General features: G+C 56.9%; 11 protein-coding genes, 1 tRNA gene, 3 rRNA genes and 3 pseudogenes. All 18 read left to right on the forward strand.

All coding sequences use genetic code 11. The features are described 5' to 3' along the window. Positions 1–166 precede the first annotated feature (166 nt). The 18 genes and pseudogenes from greA (at position 167) to OMP40_RS06115 (ending at position 19,787) form a co-directional block, all read left to right on the forward strand. Positions 167–643, forward strand: a complete 477-nt coding sequence (gene greA / locus OMP40_RS06030) for a transcription elongation factor GreA (protein WP_217597019.1) — start codon at positions 167–169, stop codon at positions 641–643. Positions 644–783: 140 nt separating this feature from the next. Then, positions 784–2,305 (forward strand): annotated as a pseudogene (gene lysS / locus OMP40_RS06035) (lysine--tRNA ligase). A gap of 502 nt (positions 2,306–2,807) precedes the next feature. Beyond that, positions 2,808–4,360: ribosomal RNA gene (locus OMP40_RS06040) — 16S ribosomal RNA — on the forward strand. A 288-nt stretch (positions 4,361–4,648) separates the two neighbouring features. Next, positions 4,649–7,588: ribosomal RNA gene (locus OMP40_RS06045) — 23S ribosomal RNA — on the forward strand. Between the two features lie 182 nt (positions 7,589–7,770). Further along, positions 7,771–7,887: ribosomal RNA gene (gene rrf / locus OMP40_RS06050) — 5S ribosomal RNA — on the forward strand. The 16S, 23S and 5S rRNA genes sit together here, the layout of an rRNA operon. Positions 7,888–8,401: 514 nt before the next feature. Then, the gene (locus OMP40_RS06055) at positions 8,402–8,623 is read left to right on the forward strand and encodes a hypothetical protein (RefSeq protein WP_277530001.1); all 222 of its coding nucleotides are present in this window, start codon (positions 8,402–8,404) and stop codon (positions 8,621–8,623) included. Between the two features lie 710 nt (positions 8,624–9,333). Then, a pseudogene (guaB, locus tag OMP40_RS06060) lies at positions 9,334–10,792 on the forward strand (IMP dehydrogenase). A gap of 150 nt (positions 10,793–10,942) precedes the next feature. Further along, positions 10,943–12,286: a D-alanyl-D-alanine carboxypeptidase family protein gene (locus OMP40_RS06065; protein WP_420871900.1), complete on the forward strand. Its 1,344-nt coding sequence runs from the start codon at positions 10,943–10,945 to the stop codon at positions 12,284–12,286. An 86-nt stretch (positions 12,287–12,372) separates the two neighbouring features. Then, on the forward strand, positions 12,373–13,254 hold the full coding sequence (gene pdxS / locus OMP40_RS06070) for a pyridoxal 5'-phosphate synthase lyase subunit PdxS (RefSeq protein WP_277530005.1): 882 nt from the start codon (positions 12,373–12,375) through the stop codon (positions 13,252–13,254). Between the two features lie 160 nt (positions 13,255–13,414). Next, positions 13,415–14,002, forward strand: a complete 588-nt coding sequence (gene pdxT, locus OMP40_RS06075) for a pyridoxal 5'-phosphate synthase glutaminase subunit PdxT (protein ID WP_277530007.1) — start codon at positions 13,415–13,417, stop codon at positions 14,000–14,002. 83 nt (positions 14,003–14,085) lie between these two features. Next, positions 14,086–15,372: a serine--tRNA ligase gene (serS, locus tag OMP40_RS06080; RefSeq protein ID WP_277530008.1), complete on the forward strand. Its 1,287-nt coding sequence runs from the start codon at positions 14,086–14,088 to the stop codon at positions 15,370–15,372. A gap of 78 nt (positions 15,373–15,450) precedes the next feature. Continuing rightward, a tRNA-Ser gene (locus OMP40_RS06085) sits at positions 15,451–15,539 on the forward strand. Positions 15,540–16,058: 519 nt separating this feature from the next. Then, positions 16,059–16,406: a hypothetical protein gene (locus tag OMP40_RS06090; RefSeq protein WP_217596726.1), complete on the forward strand. Its 348-nt coding sequence runs from the start codon at positions 16,059–16,061 to the stop codon at positions 16,404–16,406. A 44-nt stretch (positions 16,407–16,450) separates the two neighbouring features. Beyond that, the gene (locus OMP40_RS06095; protein ID WP_277533244.1) at positions 16,451–16,600 is read left to right on the forward strand and encodes a hypothetical protein; all 150 of its coding nucleotides are present in this window, start codon (positions 16,451–16,453) and stop codon (positions 16,598–16,600) included. Positions 16,601–16,621: 21 nt separating this feature from the next. Then, entirely contained in the window at positions 16,622–16,777 is a 156-nt protein-coding gene (locus OMP40_RS06100) for a small acid-soluble spore protein P (RefSeq protein ID WP_277530013.1), read from the forward strand. A gap of 242 nt (positions 16,778–17,019) precedes the next feature. Beyond that, a pseudogene (locus OMP40_RS06105) lies at positions 17,020–17,947 on the forward strand (YitT family protein); the annotation flags it as partial. Positions 17,948–18,098: 151 nt separating this feature from the next. Further along, positions 18,099–19,175, forward strand: a complete 1,077-nt coding sequence (locus OMP40_RS06110) for a hypothetical protein (RefSeq protein WP_277530015.1) — start codon at positions 18,099–18,101, stop codon at positions 19,173–19,175. A gap of 207 nt (positions 19,176–19,382) precedes the next feature. Continuing rightward, the gene (locus OMP40_RS06115) at positions 19,383–19,787 is read left to right on the forward strand and encodes a hypothetical protein (RefSeq protein WP_277530017.1); all 405 of its coding nucleotides are present in this window, start codon (positions 19,383–19,385) and stop codon (positions 19,785–19,787) included. The last annotated feature ends 7 nt before the right edge of the window (positions 19,788–19,794 follow it).

Consider the following 19,794-nt stretch of genomic DNA (forward strand, 5'->3'; position numbering starts at 1 on the left):
GTCGAGATTGCCGCGGCTGGCCGGGACATTCCCAGTCATGTCGGCGGCAATTCGCCATATAACTGTATTCAAGGTGCGCGTCCGCCGCGCGGTTCGCGGCGCAGCCTCCGCAAGCAAGCCTTCATGCCCGGCATGGATATCATATCTTCGACAGGAGATCGGTGAGATGAGCGAAAAGGAAGTGCTTCTGACCCCGGATGGGCTCAAGAAGCTCGAAGAGGAACTGGAGAACCTGAAGTCCGTCAAGCGCCGCGAGGTCGCCGAACGGATCAAGGTTGCAATCGGTTACGGCGACATCAGCGAAAACTCGGAATACGAAGATGCCAAGAACGAACAGGCATTCATTGAAGGCCGCATCATCACGCTCGAGAAGATGCTGCGCAACGCCCGCATCATCAACAACGACGAGATCGATCTGAACACCGTGAGCATCGGCTCCACCGTCGTCGTCGAAGACCTCGAATTCAACGAGACGCTTGAATATACGATCGTCGGCACGGCCGAATCCGATCCGCTGAAGAACAAGATTTCCAACGAGAGCCCGGTCGGACGCGCGATCATCGGCAAGGCGAAGGGCACGACCGTCGAAGTCAGCGTACCCGCGGGCATTATTCAATACAAGATCGTCGATATCAAACGGTAATCTGCTGCGAGGCCTCGTGCCAGCCAGCTAAAAAAAGGCCATCTGTGAGCGCAAAAAAAGCTTCCGGCAGCGGAAGCTTTTTTGAACGAAAGCGGGGTGGCCGCGTTCTGACGGATAACAGTTGGGAAAGGGTGTACATCATGAGTCAAGATTTGGAGCAACAAGCAAGTACCGAACCTACCGCCGCCGAACTCAGCGAGATGCTGCAGATCCGCCGAGGCAAGCTGGACGAGCTTCGCAAGCTGGGCATCGATCCGTTCGGCGCGAAGTTCGATCGGACGGCTGCCGCGGGGGGATATCCTCGCGCGTCTGGACGCCAAGACGACCGAAGAGCTGGACGAGCTCGCCGAAGAAGTCAGCTTGGCGGGACGCATCATGCAGAAGCGTTCGATGGGCAAGGCCTCTTTTGCGCATATTCAGGATCTGACCGGCAAGATTCAGATCTACGTGCGTCAGGATTCCGTTGCCGAGGATCAATACAAAGCGTTCGGTATTCTCGATATCGGCGACGTCATCGGCGTCAAGGGTACGGTATTCAAGACGCGTACCGGCGAGACCTCGATCAAGGTGTCGGAGCTGACCGTGCTCACCAAGTCGCTGCTGCCGCTGCCGGACAAGTTCCATGGCCTCAAGGATGTAGAGACGCGTTATCGCCAGCGTTACGTAGACCTGATCGTCAGTCCGGACGTGCAAAAGACGTTCATCACGCGCTCGCGCATCATCCAGTCGATGCGGCGTTATCTGGACGGACGCGGCTACCTCGAGGTCGAGACGCCGACGCTGCACGCCATCGCCGGCGGGGCCGCGGCCAAGCCTTTTATCACGCACCACAATGCGCTCGACATGCAGCTGTACATGCGGATCGCGATCGAGCTTCACCTGAAGCGGCTCATCGTCGGCGGTTTGGAGAAGGTATACGAGATCGGACGCGTCTATCGCAACGAAGGGATGTCGACGCGTCACAATCCGGAATTCACGATGCTCGAGCTGTATGAGGCTTATGCGGATTACAAGGACATCATGAAGCTGACGGAAGACCTGGTCGTCCATCTGGCTGAAGAAGTTCTCGGTACGACGCAGATCGTCTATCAAGGGCAGGAGGTCAATCTGTCCGCGCCTTGGCGCAGGGAGTCCATGACCTCGCTGATCCAGAAGGCCGTAGGCATCGACTTCACGGTCGACATGAGCGACGAGGAAGCGCATCGCCTGGCGAAGGAGCACAAGGTGCCGGTCGAGCCGCACATGACGTTCGGCCATATCGTGAACGCCTTCTTCGAGACGTTTGTCGAGCACACGCTCATTCAGCCTACCTTCGTGACCGGGCACCCGGTGGCAATCTCGCCGCTGGCGAAGAAGAACGCCGAAGATCCGCGTTTCACGGACCGCTTCGAGCTGTTCATCGTGGCCCGCGAACACGCGAACGCTTTTACCGAGCTGAACGATCCGATCGACCAGCGCCAGCGCTTCGAAGCGCAGCTGGTGGAGAAGGAGGCGGGCAACGACGAGGCGCAGGATCTCGACGAGGACTTCATCCGCGCGCTCGAGTACGGCTTGCCGCCTACCGGCGGTCTGGGCATCGGCATCGATCGTCTGATCATGCTGCTGACCGACGCGCCGTCTATACGCGACGTGCTGCTGTTCCCACATATGCGCGGGGAATAATCGAATAAAAGGAGAGCCGAACGCCGGGAGGCGGTCGGCTCTCCTTTTTATTCGTTGCGCTTGTGAGTGTAGCGAGACAGGCGCAGAACGGAGCGATGATCCAATGCAACTGCGTGCGTGCTCCGTTTGAACGGTATCCCCTTTGCACAGGAAGAAGGGGGACTGGGGGCGGCAGACTGGGGCGTTGTTTATGGGAAAGCTTCTATATAGAGAGCGTCTGTTTGGCGGGGATAGCGGCGCATGGCAAGACGCCTCCGATATGCGGTGCAGACCGATTTTCATGTTTTTAAATTCTTTTTAAAAAAAGGTGTTGCAATCGTCTGGGCGCCTGTGATATATTATTCAAGTCGCCGCTGAGAGGCCGCCGAGCAAGAGGCCGAGAGCGAAGACGAGATTGCTCCTTGAAAACTGAACATCGAGCGTTAAAACAAACGGACGCTGAAGCCTTTCGAGGCTGAGGCAAAAGTTATACCAGCTTTATCATGAGCAAGTCGAACTACCCTTTATGGAGAGTTTGATCCTGGCTCAGGACGAACGCTGGCGGCGTGCCTAATACATGCAAGTCGAGCGGATCTCAGATGGAGCTTGCTCCTGACGAGGTTAGCGGCGGACGGGTGAGTAACACGTAGGCAACCTGCCCTGAAGACCGGGATAACATTCGGAAACGAATGCTAAGACCGGATAGGCAGCGAGATGGCATCATCTTGCTGAGAAACACGGTGCAAGCTGTGGCTTTGGGATGGGCCTGCGGCGCATTAGCTAGTTGGTGGGGTAACGGCTCACCAAGGCGACGATGCGTAGCCGACCTGAGAGGGTGAACGGCCACACTGGGACTGAGACACGGCCCAGACTCCTACGGGAGGCAGCAGTAGGGAATCTTCCACAATGGGCGCAAGCCTGATGGAGCAACGCCGCGTGAGTGAGGAAGGCTTTCGGGTCGTAAAGCTCTGTTGCCAGGGAAGAATAAGGGCCAGTTAACTGCTGGTTCGATGACGGTACCTGAGAAGAAAGCCCCGGCTAACTACGTGCCAGCAGCCGCGGTAATACGTAGGGGGCAAGCGTTGTCCGGAATTATTGGGCGTAAAGCGCGCGCAGGCGGTCTTTTAAGTCTGGTGTCTAAGTGCGGGGCTCAACCCCGTGATGCACTGGAAACTGGGAGACTTGAGTGCAGAAGAGGAGAGCGGAATTCCACGTGTAGCGGTGAAATGCGTAGAGATGTGGAGGAACACCAGTGGCGAAGGCGGCTCTCTGGACTGTAACTGACGCTGAGGCGCGAAAGCGTGGGGAGCAAACAGGATTAGATACCCTGGTAGTCCACGCCGTAAACGATGAGTGCTAGGTGTTGGGGGGGTCCACCCCTCGGTGCCGAAGTTAACACATTAAGCACTCCGCCTGGGGAGTACGGTCGCAAGACTGAAACTCAAAGGAATTGACGGGGACCCGCACAAGCAGTGGAGTATGTGGTTTAATTCGAAGCAACGCGAAGAACCTTACCAGGTCTTGACATCCCTCTGACCGGTCTAGAGATAGACCTTTCCTTCGGGACAGAGGAGACAGGTGGTGCATGGTTGTCGTCAGCTCGTGTCGTGAGATGTTGGGTTAAGTCCCGCAACGAGCGCAACCCTTGGATTTAGTTGCCAGCACTTCGGGTGGGCACTCTAGATCGACTGCCGGTGACAAACCGGAGGAAGGCGGGGATGACGTCAAATCATCATGCCCCTTATGACCTGGGCTACACACGTACTACAATGGCCGGTACAACGGGCAGCGAAGTCGCGAGACGGAGCCAATCCTACCAAAGCCGGTCTCAGTTCGGATTGCAGGCTGCAACTCGCCTGCATGAAGTCGGAATTGCTAGTAATCGCGGATCAGCATGCCGCGGTGAATACGTTCCCGGGTCTTGTACACACCGCCCGTCACACCACGAGAGTTTACAACACCCGAAGCCGGTGGGGTAACCCGCAAGGGAGCCAGCCGTCGAAGGTGGGGTAGATGATTGGGGTGAAGTCGTAACAAGGTAGCCGTATCGGAAGGTGCGGCTGGATCACCTCCTTTCTAAGGAGCCCTTCGGGGCAATACGAAGTCCGTGGTTTTAACGCTCGAGTTCAGTTTTGAAGGAGAAATCCTTCAGCAAGCTGATCTTACGATCACTTGCTTGCACCTTGAAAACCGGATAGCGAAACGAAAATGCGCAAATTAGAAATTCTCTACAATGCCTTGTGTAGACTTTGCTGAGAGCGAAGAGATGTCGAATGGAACAGCCTTTCGAGGATCGGCCGGACTGCGCAAGCAGAACGGCGGGTTGATCGGAGAACGTAGTGACATCGACAACTCGGAGCGTTAGGTTAAGCTATTAAGGGCGCACGGAGGATGCCTAGGCGCCAGGAGCCTAAGAAGGACGCGGCGAACAGCGAAATTGCCTCGGGGGAGCCGTAAGCAGGCTTTGATCCGGGGATGTCCGAATGGGGAAACCCGGCTGGGGTCATGCCCAGTCATCCATGAGTGAATACATAGCTCATGAGAAGGCACACCCAGGGAACTGAAACATCTAAGTACCTGGAGGAGAAGAAAACAAGAGTGATTCCGTCAGTAGCGGCGAGCGAAAGCGGATTAGCCCAAACCTGAGAGCTTGCTCTCAGGGGTTGTGGGACGTCTCACATGGAGTTACAAAGGAGCAGGTTAGGCGAAGAGGTCTGGAAAGGCCCGGCATAGAGGGTAAAAGCCCCGTAGCCGAAAGTCTGCTCCCTCCGAGACGGATCCCGAGTACCGCGGGACACGAGAAACCCCGTGGGAATCCGGCAGGACCATCTGCCAAGGCTAAATACTCCCTGGCGACCGATAGTGAAGCAGTACCGTGAGGGAAAGGTGAAAAGCACCGCGGGAGCGGAGTGAAAAAGAACCTGAAACCGTGCGCTTACAAGAAGTCAGAGCCCGATCTAGGGGTGATGGCGTGCCTTTTGTAGAATGAACCGGCGAGTTACGTTTACGTGCGAGGTTAAGCAGGAGATGCGGAGCCGCAGCGAAAGCGAGTCTGAATAGGGCGCTTGAGTACGTAGTCGTAGACCCGAAACCGGGTGATCTACCCCTGTGCAGGGTGAAGGTGAGGTAACACTTACTGGAGGCCCGAACTCGTGAGCGTTGAAAAGCTCTGGGATGACGTGGGGGTAGGGGAGAAATTCCAATCGAACTCGGAGATAGCTGGTTCTCCCCGAAATAGCTTTAGGGCTAGCCTCGAGATTTAGCATCATGGAGGTAGAGCACTGATTGGGTGCGGGGCCCGCCAAGGGTTACCAAGTCCAGTCAAACTCCGAATGCCATGGATGTATGCTCGGGAGTCAGACGGCGAGTGCTAAGATCCGTCGTCAAGAGGGAAAGAGCCCAGATCATCAGCTAAGGTCCCCAAGTGTGTGTTAAGTGGGAAAGGATGTGGAGTTGCGAAGACAACCAGGATGTTGGCTTAGAAGCAGCCACCATTTAAAGAGTGCGTAATAGCTCACTGGTCGAGTGACTCTGCGCCGAAAATGTAACGGGGCTAAACACACCACCGAAGCTATGGCTCGCGTTTCTTTTAGAAACGCTTGGGTAGGGGAGCGTTGAATGCGGGTAGAAGTCGGACCGAGAGGACCGGTGGACTGCATTCAAGTGAGAATGCCGGTATGAGTAACGAAAAGACAGGTGAGAATCCTGTCCGCCGAAAGCCTAAGGGTTCCTGAGGAAGGTTCGTCCGCTCAGGGTAAGTCGGGACCTAAGGCGAGGCCGAAAGGCGTAGTCGAAGGACAACAGGTTGAAATTCCTGTACCACCGTAATCCGTTATGAGCGATGGGGGGACGCAGGAGGGCAAGAACGCGAGCTGATGGAATAGCTCGTCCAAGCAGTGAGGGGTGCATGTAGGCAAATCCGCATGCTTTAACCTTGAGCTGTGATGGGGGAGGGAAAATTACAGTACCGAAGGTTCCGTGCTCACGCTGCCGAGAAAAGCCTCTAGCCAGGAGAAGGTGCCCGTACCGCAAACCGACACAGGTAGGCGAGAAGAGAATTCTAAGGCGCGCGGAAGAACTCTCGTTAAGGAACTCGGCAAAATGACCCCGTAACTTCGGGAGAAGGGGTGCCTCGGTAGGGTGAATAGCCCGAGGGGGGCCGCAGTGAATAGGCCCAAGCGACTGTTTAGCAAAAACACAGGTCTGTGCGAAGCCGTAAGGCGAAGTATACGGGCTGACGCCTGCCCGGTGCTGGAAGGTTAAGGGGAGCGGTTAGGGGCAACCCGAAGCTGTGAACCGAAGCCCCAGTAAACGGCGGCCGTAACTATAACGGTCCTAAGGTAGCGAAATTCCTTGTCAGGTAAATTCTGACCCGCACGAATGGCGTAACGACTTGGGCGCTGTCTCAACGAGAGATCCGGTGAAATTTTAGTACCTGTGAAGATGCAGGTTACCCGCGACGTGACGGAAAGACCCCATGGAGCTTTACTGTAGCTTGATATTGAACTTGGGTACGGTCTGTACAGGATAGGTGGGAGCCTAAGAAGTTGGAGCGCAAGCTTCAATGGAGGCGCCGTTGGGATACCACCCTGATCGTATCTAGGTTCTAACCTGTCACCGTGAATCCGGTGAAGGGACCGTGTCAGGCGGACAGTTTGACTGGGGCGGTCGCCTCCTAAAGCGTAACGGAGGCGCCCCAAGGTTCCCTCAGAATGGTTGGAAATCATTCGAAGAGTGCAAAGGCATAAGGGAGCTTGACTGCGAGACCTACAAGTCGAGCAGGGACGAAAGTCGGGCTTAGTGATCCGGTGGTACCGAATGGAAGGGCCATCGCTCAACGGATAAAAGCTACCCTGGGGATAACAGGCTTATCTCCCCCCAAGAGTCCACATCGACGGGGAGGTTTGGCACCTCGATGTCGGCTCATCGCATCCTGGGGCTGAAGTAGGTCCCAAGGGTTGGGCTGTTCGCCCATTAAAGCGGTACGCGAGCTGGGTTCAGAACGTCGTGAGACAGTTCGGTCCCTATCTGTCGCGGGCGTAGGAAATTTGAGAGGGGCTGTCCTTAGTACGAGAGGACCGGGATGGACGCACCGCTGGTGTACCAGTTGTTCCGCCAGGAGCATCGCTGGGTAGCCAAGTGCGGGAGGGATAAGCGCTGAAAGCATCTAAGCGCGAAGCCCGCCTCAAGATGAGATTTCCCAGTATGTAAGACCCCTGGAAGAACACCAGGTTGATAGGCTCGGGGTGTAAGCATGGCAACATGTGTAGCTGACGAGTACTAATCGGTCGAGGGCTTATCCTACCGTTCCTTCCGAGGAACAAACGGCAAGCCGCACAGGTAAGAGCATTTCTAGCGCATCTTCGTTTCGCATCCGGTTTTCAGGGCGCAAGCTCTGTGAAGCTGCAAAGCTGGTTGGCTTATGCCAAACAGGAGGTTAAGCCTGAACAGGCTACACCGTTTTGCGCGCTTCGCTGCGCAACAGGTCTGGTGATTATGGCGGAGGGGTCCCACGCGTACCCATCTCGAACACGACCGTTAAGCCCTCCAGCGCCAATGGTACTTGGACCGCAGGGTCCTGGGAGAGTCGGACGTCGCCAGGCTAAAAGAGAACCACCTTCTTCGGAGGGTGGTTCTCTTTTGTGTTTTGCGAACAGTATGGGCGGGATGCGCGGCTTCGGATGGGTTAGCGGACACAGTGGCCGTTATTTTGCGGATATCCATCGTTTTGCGTAAGTTGCGGACCGGAAAGTCGTTATTGGCGCCGAAGTCGCTTAAAATCGCCGCGACCGTGCGAATAGCGGCAACTGGGTCCGCAGACTCGCCTAAATGGGCGGAAAGAATGGAAATAACGTATGCTGGGTCCGCGTACAGAGGGCTTAGCGACGGGGGGGCCGGAATCAACCAAGTATGTGCGAAAACGCAAGAAATAACGGATCTGGAATCCGCCCAAAACGTTGTACTTTCTTGTTCGAGCGGGTAAAGAATAGTAAACAGCTTTAAATCAAGTCCAATCTTAAGTAACTCTTAAGGCGCATTTCATATTCAGTTCAAAAACAGAGGTTAAGATACAATCATACCACTTAATAAAGAGAAATATCGGAAGGCGGATATCTCATGTCAAAGATCATAGCGGCAAGTACGCTGGCGCTTGCGATTAGTATTGGCGGTTCGTTCTGGGGCAACGGCGCACAAGCTTCGACGTCTAGCGCAAAGCTGCAAACGGAGCAATGGATGTGGAGCATGGCGGCGTTGGTCAACAGCGGCGGATCGAACGACCAGCCGGAAGATCAGAGCGAGGACGGAACGGTCGGAGCTTCGGCGGAAGTGCAAAGTTAGCGTATAGGAATGAATTCAAGCTTAGGCGTTCGCGTACCTCGCGGATCGCTTAAACCGCAAGGATGTCGTTAACAAGTTTCTTAGTCATGCTGTTCTCATGGGAGAGCTTCATCGCACATTTCCGCCGGGACAAGCTTTAAAGTTGATTCCCGCAGCCGTTGATCCTGCAGATTCCTCCGACGCGAACGGAAGCGTACCTATCTTTGTGTTCCAGCATGTACAGTACATATATTCCCTCCTAAATCCTTCAGGATAACTTGCCTTTAAACGAAAAGGTTTGTTAGTGTTGCCTCCCTTCTATTTAAATTTCCTGCACTTCTGGCTATTGTTTAAATTCCCTGGAAGCGGTTGAATCATCGGCTCGAGCAGATGGTGTGTTCTAGAGCCGCTTTCGTTTGCCCCCTTAGATACTGCGAACCTGGAATAGCGTTATATCCGAGTCTGGTACGGATCGCCCGATAAACGACTGCCACGGATGGGTCGCGCGTTTAGTTGAGATTCCAGTTTCCCTTCGGACGGTCTCGAAGGACGTTTTCGCCAGCAAAAGGAAGGATCGGAATCGTGCGCGGATCGTTGAATGGTCCTATAAACAAAACCGCCCGATAAGGCCTGCCATGCGCCTTGACAGCCCCAAGAGCCTCTGCTAAGATTGCCTATAATTCAATTTCGGTAACGATAAATTATCGCATTTCCAAAGGAGGAAAAAGTTCGTGTGGCAAAATAAATTCGCCAAGGAAGGCTTGACGTTCGACGACGTTCTGCTCATCCCGCGCAAGTCGTCGATCCTGCCGAGGGACGTCAGCGTCCAGACGGCGCTCAGCCCTTCCGTGAAGCTGAATATTCCGCTGATCAGCGCCGGGATGGATACGGTCACGGAATCGGCTCTGGCGATCGCCATCGCCCGCGAAGGCGGCATCGGCATCATTCATAAGAACATGTCCGTCGCTCAGCAGGCCGAAGAAGTCGATCGCGTCAAGCGGTCGGAGAGCGGGGTCATCACGAATCCGTTCTCGCTGACGCCCGAACATCATGTCTATGACGCAGAAGAATTGATGGGCAAGTACCGGATCTCCGGCGTGCCGATCACGGACGACGGCGGCAAGCTGGTCGGTATCCTGACGAACCGCGACCTGCGTTTCGTGCACGATTACTCCATTAAGATCAAAGAAGTGATGACCAGCGAAAATCTGGTGACGGCGCCGGTGGGCACGACGCTTCAAGAGGCGGAAGCTGCTGCTTCAGAAGCACAAGATCGAGAAGCTTCCGCTCGTGGACGATTCCAATACGCTGAAGGGCCTTATTACGATCAAGGATATCGAGAAGGCGATCCAGTTCCCGAACGCTGCGAAAGACAAGCAAGGCCGCCTGCTCGCAGGCGCGGCCGTCGGTGTGTCGAAGGATACGTTCGAACGCGCGGACGCGCTGGTGAAGTCCGGCGTCGACGTGCTCGTCGTCGATTCGGCGCATGGCCACCACATCGATATCGTCACGATGGTCCGCAAGCTGCGCGAGCGGTTCCCGGAACTGACGATCGTGGCAGGCAACGTGGCGACCGGCGAAGCGACGCGCGACTTGATCGAAGCCGGCGCTTCGGTCGTCAAGGTCGGCATCGGGCCGGGTTCGATCTGCACGACGCGCGTCATCGCGGGCATCGGGGTGCCGCAGATCACGGCGATCTACGACTGCGCGACGGTCGCGCGTGAGTACAACGTCCCGATCATCGCGGACGGCGGCATCAAGTATTCGGGCGAGATCACGAAGGCGATCGCGGCAGGAGCGAGCGCGGTCATGCTCGGGAGTCTGTTCGCCGGCACCGAAGAGAGCCCGGGCGAGTCCGAGATCTATCAGGGCCGCCGCTACAAGTCCTATCGGGGCATGGGCTCGATCGGCGCGATGAAGGAAGGGTCGAAGGACCGTTATTTCCAGGAGGACGACTCCAAGCTGGTGCCGGAAGGCATCGAAGGGCGCTTGCCATACAAGGGGCCGCTGCGCGACACGCTGCACCAGTTGCTCGGCGGCCTGCGCTCCGGCATGGGCTACTGCGGCACGGCGACGCTCGATGAGCTGAAGAACGATACCGAGTTCGTTCGCATTACCGGCGCAGGCCTGCGCGAGAGTCATCCGCATGACGTTCAGATCACGAAGGAAGCGCCGAACTATTCGATGTAATCGGCATGTTGCACCCGATCGATACGAAAAGCCGCAGGGCGAGCTAACGTCGCCTTGCGGCTTTTGCCTTTGGGTGCGGTATGTTACAATAACAGACGGAGTTCACGGCCTCGTCCGACTCATAAATAAGTTAGGCAAAAGGAGAGTCGCGTGTTGAATCAAGCTTATGTTCGCTATGCGAAGCAATCCCGCGCTGTCATGTTCAAGCTTCTAGCCATCCTACTTCTAGCCGCCTTGCTGCAAGCGATGCTGCTGCCGCGCTCTTCGGCCGCCACGAACGATATCAGCGGTCTTCAACTAAATGTTAAGTCCGCCTATCTGATGGATGCGGATACCGGCCAGGTGCTGTATCAGAACAACGCGGATACTGCGCTGCCGCCTGCAAGCATGACCAAGATGATGACGGAATATCTCGTATTCAAGGCGATTCAAGAAGGCAAGATCAGCTGGGACCAGGAGATCACCGTACAAGAGAACGCAGCCAAGCAGATTGGCAGCCGGGTATTCCTGGCCGTTGGCGACAAGCATACGGTGCGGGAGCTCTACATCGCGATGGCGGTCGGCTCAGCCAACGACGCGACGACGCAGCTCGCGGAGACGGTCGGCGGGTCCGAAGAGGCCTTTGCCAAACTCATGAACGAGACGGCCAAGCAGCTCGGCATGAACGACTCCCATTTTATCAACTCGACCGGTCTTGATCGCGCGGATATGCCGGAGGCTTATCGCCCCACTTCGATCGAAGGCGAGACGGTGATGTCGGCTCACGATTCGGCGCTGCTGGCCTACCATATATTGAAGGACTACCCGGAGTTTCTGGAGTACTCCAAGATGCAGACGTATCAGTTCCGCGAACGCGACAAACAGCCGCTGATCAACTGGGACTGGATGCTCGAGTCGAACAAGAACGTGCAAAATTTCAAGAAATTCGCCTATCCCGGCGTTGACGGCCTGAAAACGGGTCATACTTCCAATGCGGGCAATTGCTTCACCGGGACGGCGCTCCAGAACGGCACGCGGCTCATCGCGGTCGTCATGGGCGTGCCGGGCAACTCGAACGACGGCAAGCGGTTCCTCGAGACGGCCAAGCTGTTCGACTACGGCTTCGGCAGCTTCGAGAAGAAGACGCTTGTGCAGCCCAAGACGGCGATTGCCGAACACGAGACGCTAAAGGTGAAAAAAGGCGGCAAAAAGTCGGTGCAAGTCGTCACCGGACAGGATGTCACCGTGATGCTGCCGAAGACAAGCAAGGTCGAAGCGCAGCTTAAGGAAGTCGTCCCGACGAGCGATCCGCTGGTCGCGCCGCTGAAGCAAGGGGATAAGGTGGGCAAGGCCACCTACACATACAAGGATCCCGTCACGCAGGAGGACAAGTCGGTCACCGTCGATCTGGTCGCGACCGAGGACGTGAACAAGGCCGGCTGGTTCAAGCTTATGCTGCGGGCGATCGGCGCATTTTTCAGCGGTCTTTTCAAGGGGATCGTCAATCTGTTTTGATCGGTACAATCCCGACCGTACGGGTTGTCTATCTTTGGCCCTTCCTGTAAAATAAATGCTTAGAATGTATTGGAGGCGTAGGTAAAATGGAGACAGGCACATCGAGAGTTAAGCGCGGCATGGCAGAGATGCAAAAGGGCGGCGTCATCATGGACGTCATGAACGCCGAGCAAGCGAAAGTCGCCGAAGCGGCAGGCGCTACGGCGGTCATGGCGCTCGAGCGCGTACCGTCCGATATCCGGGCGGCCGGCGGCGTCGCCCGCATGGCGGACCCGACGATCGTAGAGGAAGTCATGAAGGTCGTCAGCATCCCGGTCATGGCGAAGGCGCGGATCGGTCACTACGTCGAAGCGAAGGTGCTCGAGTCCCTCGGCGTCGACTACATCGACGAGAGCGAAGTGCTGACGCCGGCCGACGACGTATTCCATATCAGCAAGGGCGACTTCACGGTGCCGTTCGTCTGCGGCGCCAAGGACCTTGGCGAAGCGCTGCGCCGCATTCAAGAGGGCGCTTCCATGCTTCGTACGAAGGGCGAGCCGGGCACGGGCAACATCGTCGAGGCCGTTCGCCATATGCGCCTCATCTCGGGCCAGATCCGCAAGGTTCAGAACCTGGCGAAGGACGAGCTGTACCACGAGGCCAAGACGCTGGGCGTGCCGTACGAGCTGCTGCTTGGCGTTCATGAGACGGGCCGCCTCCCGGTCGTCAACTTCGCGGCCGGCGGCATCGCGACGCCTTCGGACGCCGCGCTGATGATGCACCTGGGCTCCGACGGCGTATTCGTCGGTTCCGGCATCTTCAAGTCCGACAGCCCCGAGAAGTTCGCGCGCGCGATCGTCGAAGCGACGACGCACTATGAGGACTACGAGCTGATCGCCCGCGTCTCCAAGAACCTTGGCACGCCGATGAAGGGCATCGAGATCTCCAAGCTGGACCTGTCCCAGCGCATGCAAGACCGCGGCATCTAATCGCGGCTTGCCGCCTACGGGCGGCCCATCGCTTGAACGGGCGCACGCGAGTCGCCGCGGCCAAGCCACAGATTCGGGCGGTCTCGCCCCGGCACATCGCCGGTCGCGAGACCGCCCCGATTGGTTTAGAAGGCTGAACACGAAGGAAGGTCGTACATCCATGAAAATCGGAGTTCTGGCGCTGCAAGGCGCGGTAGCGGAGCATATCCGAAGCATTGAGCTCGCCGGCGGCGAAGGCGTGGCGGTCAAGCGCACGGAGCAGCTGGAGGAGATCGACGGTCTCATCATTCCCGGCGGGGAGAGCACGACGATCGGTAAGCTGATGCGCAAGTACGGGTTCATTGAAGCGGTGCGCGGTTACGCTGCCGCCGGCAAGCCGGTATTCGGCACATGCGCCGGTCTCATCGTGCTGGCGGAGCGCCTGACGGGCGACGAGGAGCCGCATCTGCAACTGATGGACATGACGGTCGCGCGCAATGCGTTCGGCCGCCAGCGCGAGAGCTTCGAGACCGATCTGCCCGTCAAGGGCATCGAGTCTCCGCTTCGCGCGGTGTTCATCCGCGCCCCGCTCATCACCGAGGTCGGGCCGGATGTCGAGGTGCTGTCCGTCTACAAGGACGAGATCGTCACCGCAAGGCAGGGTCATTTGCTCGCCGCTTCGTACCACCCGGAGCTGACGGACGACTACCGCTTGCACGGCCTGTTCATCGACATGGCGCGCGAGGCGGCCGGTCAAGGCCAGCGCTAAGCATGCTTGTTCGCGCATAGGCAAGGGCACGCGCCTGCGCCGACGTATATTTCCCTTCGCAGGGTCAGGAGGATCACCTACCGATGATCGATATCAAGTTGCTGCGCGCCGACTACGGCAAGGTAGCGGACGCGCTAAAGAAGCGGGGCGCCTCGGAAGAGCTCATCGCCGCGTTTCCGGCGATCGACGCCAGACGCCGCGAGCTGCAGACCGAGAGCGACAATCTGAAAAACCGGCGCAACGTCGTTTCCCAAGAAGTCGCGAAGCTTAAAAAAAGCGGCGGCGACGCCGACGGGCTGATCGCCGAGATGAAGGAAGTCGGCGATCGCATCAAGCAGATCGATGAGGAGCTTCGCGGGCTTGAAGCCGAGTCCGACGCAATGCTGCTCGCGGTGCCGAACATTCCGAACGAGAGCGTGCCGGTCGGCGCGAGCGAAGCCGACAATGTCGAGGTTCGTCGCGTCGGCGAGCCGGTCAGCCTCGGTTTCGAGCCGAAGGCGCACTGGGAGATTGCCGAGGGACTCGGCATTCTCGACTTTGAGGCGGCGGCTAAGGTTACGGGTTCGCGTTTCGTATTTTATAAAGGTCTGGGCGCCCGCCTCGAACGTGCGTTGATTAACCTGATGATGGACCTGCATGCGGATCAGCACGGTTATGAAGAGATCCTGCCTCCGTACATCGTTAATCGTGACAGCCTCGTCGGCACGGGCCAGCTGCCCAAGTTCGAAGAAGACCTGTTCAAGCTCGCGGACACGGAGTATTACCTGATTCCGACGGCTGAAGTGCCGGTCACGAATCTGCATCGCGACGAGATTCTGGCCAAGGACCAACTGCCGCGCAAGCTCGTGGCGTTCAGCGCATGCTTTCGTTCCGAAGCCGGCGCGGCCGGACGGGATACCCGCGGGCTTATCCGGCAGCACCAGTTCAACAAGGTCGAGCTTGTCCAGCTCGTCGATCCGGAGACATCGTACGAGGCGCTCGAGTCGCTGACCGGCGAAGCCGAGCGCGTGCTGCGGCAGCTGGGCCTCCCCTACCGCGTACTCGCGCTGTGCACGGGCGACATGGGCTTCGCCTCCGCCAAGACGTATGACCTCGAGGTGTGGCTGCCCAGCATGTCGACGTATCGCGAGATCTCGTCCTGCACGAACTTCGAGGACTTCCAGGCGCGTCGCGCGGGCATTCGCTTCCGTCGCGAGACGGGCGCGAAGCCGGAGTACGTGCACACGCTGAATGGCTCCGGTCTTGCGCTGGGCCGCACGGTCGCCGCGATCCTCGAGAACTACCAGCAGGCGGACGGCACGGTCGTCGTGCCCGAGGCGCTGCGTCCTTACATGGGCGGACTTGAGATTATCGCGCCTCGCAGGGGTTGATTGGGCTCTCGGGCCTATGATATGATTACGGAGCGGGTTGGCCGACCTCACGCGAGGAGTCCAATGCGCTCTATTCTTGGAGAGATACCGAAGCGGTCATAACGGGGCGGTCTTGAAAACCGTTAGGGTGCAAGCCCACGTGGGTTCGAATCCCACTCTCTCCGCCATACGCAAAAAACAAGCCGATTCCCTCAAGGGAATCGTTTTTTGCGTATGGCGGGTGGGATTCGAACGGGCCGTAAAGCGAACATGCCTCAAGGCATGTTCGTAGGCCCCGGCGTGATCGTCGCTTTGGCCATGGCGGCACCGACAGGTGTGCCATGGCTGCGACGGAGCGAATCCCACTCTCTCCGCCATACGCAAAAAAACAAGCCGATTCCCTCAAGGGAATCGTTTTTTGCGTATGGCGGGTGGGATTCGAACGGGCCGTAAAGCGAACATGCCCCAAGGCATGTTCGTAGGCCCCGGCGTGATCGTCGCTTTGGCCGTGGCAGCACCGACAGGTGCGGCAAGGCTGCGACTTACGCGCCTAGAAGAAACTGCGGCTTTTTTGGAAAAATTAACAAAGCCGTTCAGCATTTCCCGGCAAGTATTCGCGACCGAGTATGCTCTCCATACGCGTCCCGGCTTTTCTGCATGAACTGCGCCGTCCCGGGCCAATCTAACGGAGCGGAGGTGCATGATCCATGTCAACCGAAGATAAACTTACGATTCCCCAATCCGAGCTTGTGCAAAGATGGCAGAGCGAGCTTCAGCAGCATCTGCACGGCGGCGACCAGGCCGAAGTACGCGCGGACGAAGCGAACCCGGACGGTTTGCTCGTTCAGATTCGCAGCGCCGGACGTCAGAACCTCGAATTCGACTTCTCCGTCCGCTACGTGGACAGCCGCGAGATCGAGATCGGTCTCTCCGACGTCGAACGAGACGGTCAAGCGGTGGATGAGCGCAGCGACGTGCTGCAGGAGCTTATCGTCGACTATCGCAGACATCTGCACGAATGCGCGCAGACGCTGCAGCCTTACACGCATGCTTAGGGGTGAACGAATTGGCCAATGATAACGGAATGGCGGATAAGAACTTGAGCAACGTCGTGGAGGATCTCGCGGAGGAAAAAGTTAACGCGCATCACGCCCAGCAGCTTAATCAGCAGCACAACGATCGACGTCACCAGGATTCGATGAACCATGATCAGCCGGTTAACGACAAGACGCTGAAGCACCACGACTAACGAGCGAAGGGAGCTTTTCCGATGAGCAAGCCCAAATCGCAGCCGGTGCCGGAGGCGAATCCGCAGGAAGAGCGGGAGGAGCGGAGTCCGGGACGCCGCGGCGGACAGGCGCCGTTGTCCGGCTCCAAAAAAGTCAAAAATCGCAATCATGTGAGCCACAATAATCCGCAGGGTTAACGGAGTCCGTAGCGGCCGCGCGAGGGTCTAAAGGCGACGAACGGCAACCCAGCGCGAGGCCGCAACGTCATCTCCTGCGAACATTAAGCGATTTAAGCCGCTACTGAGCGGCCTGAATCGCTTATTTGCGTCGAAAATGGCCAAATTCGCTGAAAAATGCTCATTTTTTTAATACTGTGTCTTTTCTCCGCATACTTTAAACTGTTATAATAGAATCAGAAATTGTTTAGCAGGAGGTGCCTATGACCAGTTCGAAGAAATCCAAGCTCAAGTCTCCCCCGGCTCAAAGCCAAGCGGCGGTCCAAGCGCCGGCCAAGAAAGCGCAGCATACAGGCCTTCCGGTCTTTGAAATCGCGAAGCGCGTCATCGCCATCATCGTCGGCGCCGTACTCGTCGGCGCGGCGCTTGAAGTATTTCTGGTTCCGAACTCCATCATCGACGGCGGCATCACCGGCATTTCCATCATGGTCGCCTATCTTACGCATTGGCCTATCGGTATCTTCCTGTTCCTTTTTAACCTGCCTTTCCTCATTATCGGCTACAAGCAAATCGGCAAAACCTTCGCGCTGTCTACCTTGCTAGGCGTCGTTACGCTTGCGATCACGACGCAGGCGCTGCACCACGTAGAACCCTTTACAGATCAAACGCTGCTGGCCGCTATCTTCGGAGGGATCTTCCTCGGCGTGGGCGTCGGCATCGTCATCCGCTTCGGCGGCACGACGGACGGGACGGAGATCGTCGCAATCCTGTTCAGCAAGCGCAGCCCTTTTTCCGTCGGCCAAATGGTCATGTTCATCAACGTATTCATCCTGAGGAAGCGCAGGCTTGGTATTCGGGTGGGACAACGCCATGTTCTCCCTGATCGCCTATTATATAGCGTTCAAGGTCATCGATCTGACGATCGAAGGCTTCGACGAGTCCAAATCCGTCTGGATCATCAGCGACAACTATCGCGATATCGGCGATGCCATCGTGAGCCGTCTCGGCCGGGGCGTGACTTATCTGAACGGAGAAGGCGGCTATTCGGGCAATGCCAAGCAAGTCATCTTCTGCGTCATTTCCCGTCTGGAGGAGGCCAAGCTCAAGCTGATCGTCAACGAGCTCGACCCCGTCGCCTTCCTCGCCGTCGGCAACATTCATGATGTCAAGGGCGGTCGCTTCCGTAAAAAAGGACATTCATTAGCGAGCAACCGTTTACAATCCGGATTAATCAACTCTTTAACAAAAATAGCTTCCATCTTGGTCCTTAATGGACTAAAATGGAGGCTGCTTCTATTTCTAGAAGCAATCATCCAGAATTTGAAGGGGGGATTTTGTTACTTTGCTTAACCATAAGAGAGTACTGGCCGCCATAGCAGCGCTCCTCGTGCTCATCCTGCTGGCTGGTTGCACAGGTTCCAAGTCGGCATCGGAGACACTTCAAGACGCCCTGAAGAAATCGTCTCAAATCGATTCCTATAGCATGAAAGGAAGCCTCCAGGTCTCCGATCTGAAGCTGCCCGAAACCGCGGACGACGAAGGGTATGCAAGTATGGCCAGCGGCTTCCTGAGCAACGCGGAGCTGTCATGGACAGGCGGCTACCGCAAGGATCCGATGCTCGCCGAGATCAACCTGCAGATCAATATTAAAGGCGATCTCGCGATGACCTTCACTGTGCCGATCGTCATGAACAAGGAAAAGCTTTGGGTCAAGGTGCCGAATATCCCGATGCTGGGCCTGCCCGCAGAGATCGTCGGCAAGTATATCGAAGTCGACCTGAAGAAGCTGGCCGAGCAGGAGGGCCAAGATATCCAGTCGCTCGACATCGGCACGACGCAGAAGCTCTTGAACGACGTGTCCGCAATCGTATTCAAGCATATCGACGAGGACACTTACCTGAAGGATGTCTCCGCCAAGGATGCGGGCATTACGACGGACGGCATCGATAAGGTCGTGCAGACGCACGTGACGAAGGATCAGGTCGAACCGCTCATCCAGACGATCACGAACGATATCGGACCGGAAGTCATCGATCTGCTCTCCAAGAACGAAGCGTATCGCAAGATGCTGAAGCTCGAGCAGTCCGACCTGGACGAAGCCAAGAAGAGCCTGGCCGAATCCAAAGACAACGATATTTCGAAGGATCTTGAGGAATTCAAAAAGAGCGTGCAGACGCTCGATATCCTCTCCAACATCGGCATCGACGGCAAGGGTTATGCCAGCTACACCGACGCCAAGATCGCGTTCGCGGGCACAGAGGATGGTCAGACTACCAGCGGCACGCTCAAGATCGTCCAGGAGCTGACCGACATCAACGGCGACGTGAAGCTGTCGGGCGAGCCGAAGGCGGAAGACGTGCTGACCGAGGATCAGCTGAGCCAGCTGGGTCTGCCAGGACTTGGCGGCGGCAGTCTCTAACATTATACGGATACCCAATTATGCAGGCGGCCTTCGGGCCGCCTTTTTTAACGATTCAGAAAGTATAAGTTCTACCTATACTTTTCTGAATCTTTCCGATAAAAACGTATCGCCGTCTTAAGGGCGGCGAAAGTAAAATCCGTCAGGTAACGCTGCGAAGCGTCATTCGCCCCTCGACCATGGTCTCGCGATGCGACAATCGGGATCTTGCTGCAAAACGCAGAAACACTTTTAGATCATACATCCGTTGTGGATCGAAAAGCCTGCATTTGTGCAGGCTTTTTCTGTCGGCCCCAGACAGTTGATAAAAAACCTGCAAATGTGCAGGTAATTCCAGATCGCAAGCCGGCAATCGGCCCAACGAAGGAAAATAAATGCGCATTTGCAGGTATTTTGTTCAATAGGGCCGACTTCGGCAGAAATAGATGTAAATCTGCAGGCTTTGCGGCGAAAGCAAGATGCGGCGACGATCGCGGTCGGCGGGGCCTGTCGGAACGGCCGCGGATGAGCCGTCTAGAGGCATTCCGCGCCAATGAAGCTGCGGATATCCGTCAACGGACGTTCCAGACCTGGCGATATCTCTTTCCGGCCCACCCGGCAATTCCACGATGACGACCGA

It is taken from the genome of Cohnella rhizosphaerae, from assembly GCF_029525575.1.
In the GTDB taxonomy this organism is placed as follows: Bacteria; Bacillota; Bacilli; order Paenibacillales; family Paenibacillaceae; genus Cohnella; species Cohnella rhizosphaerae.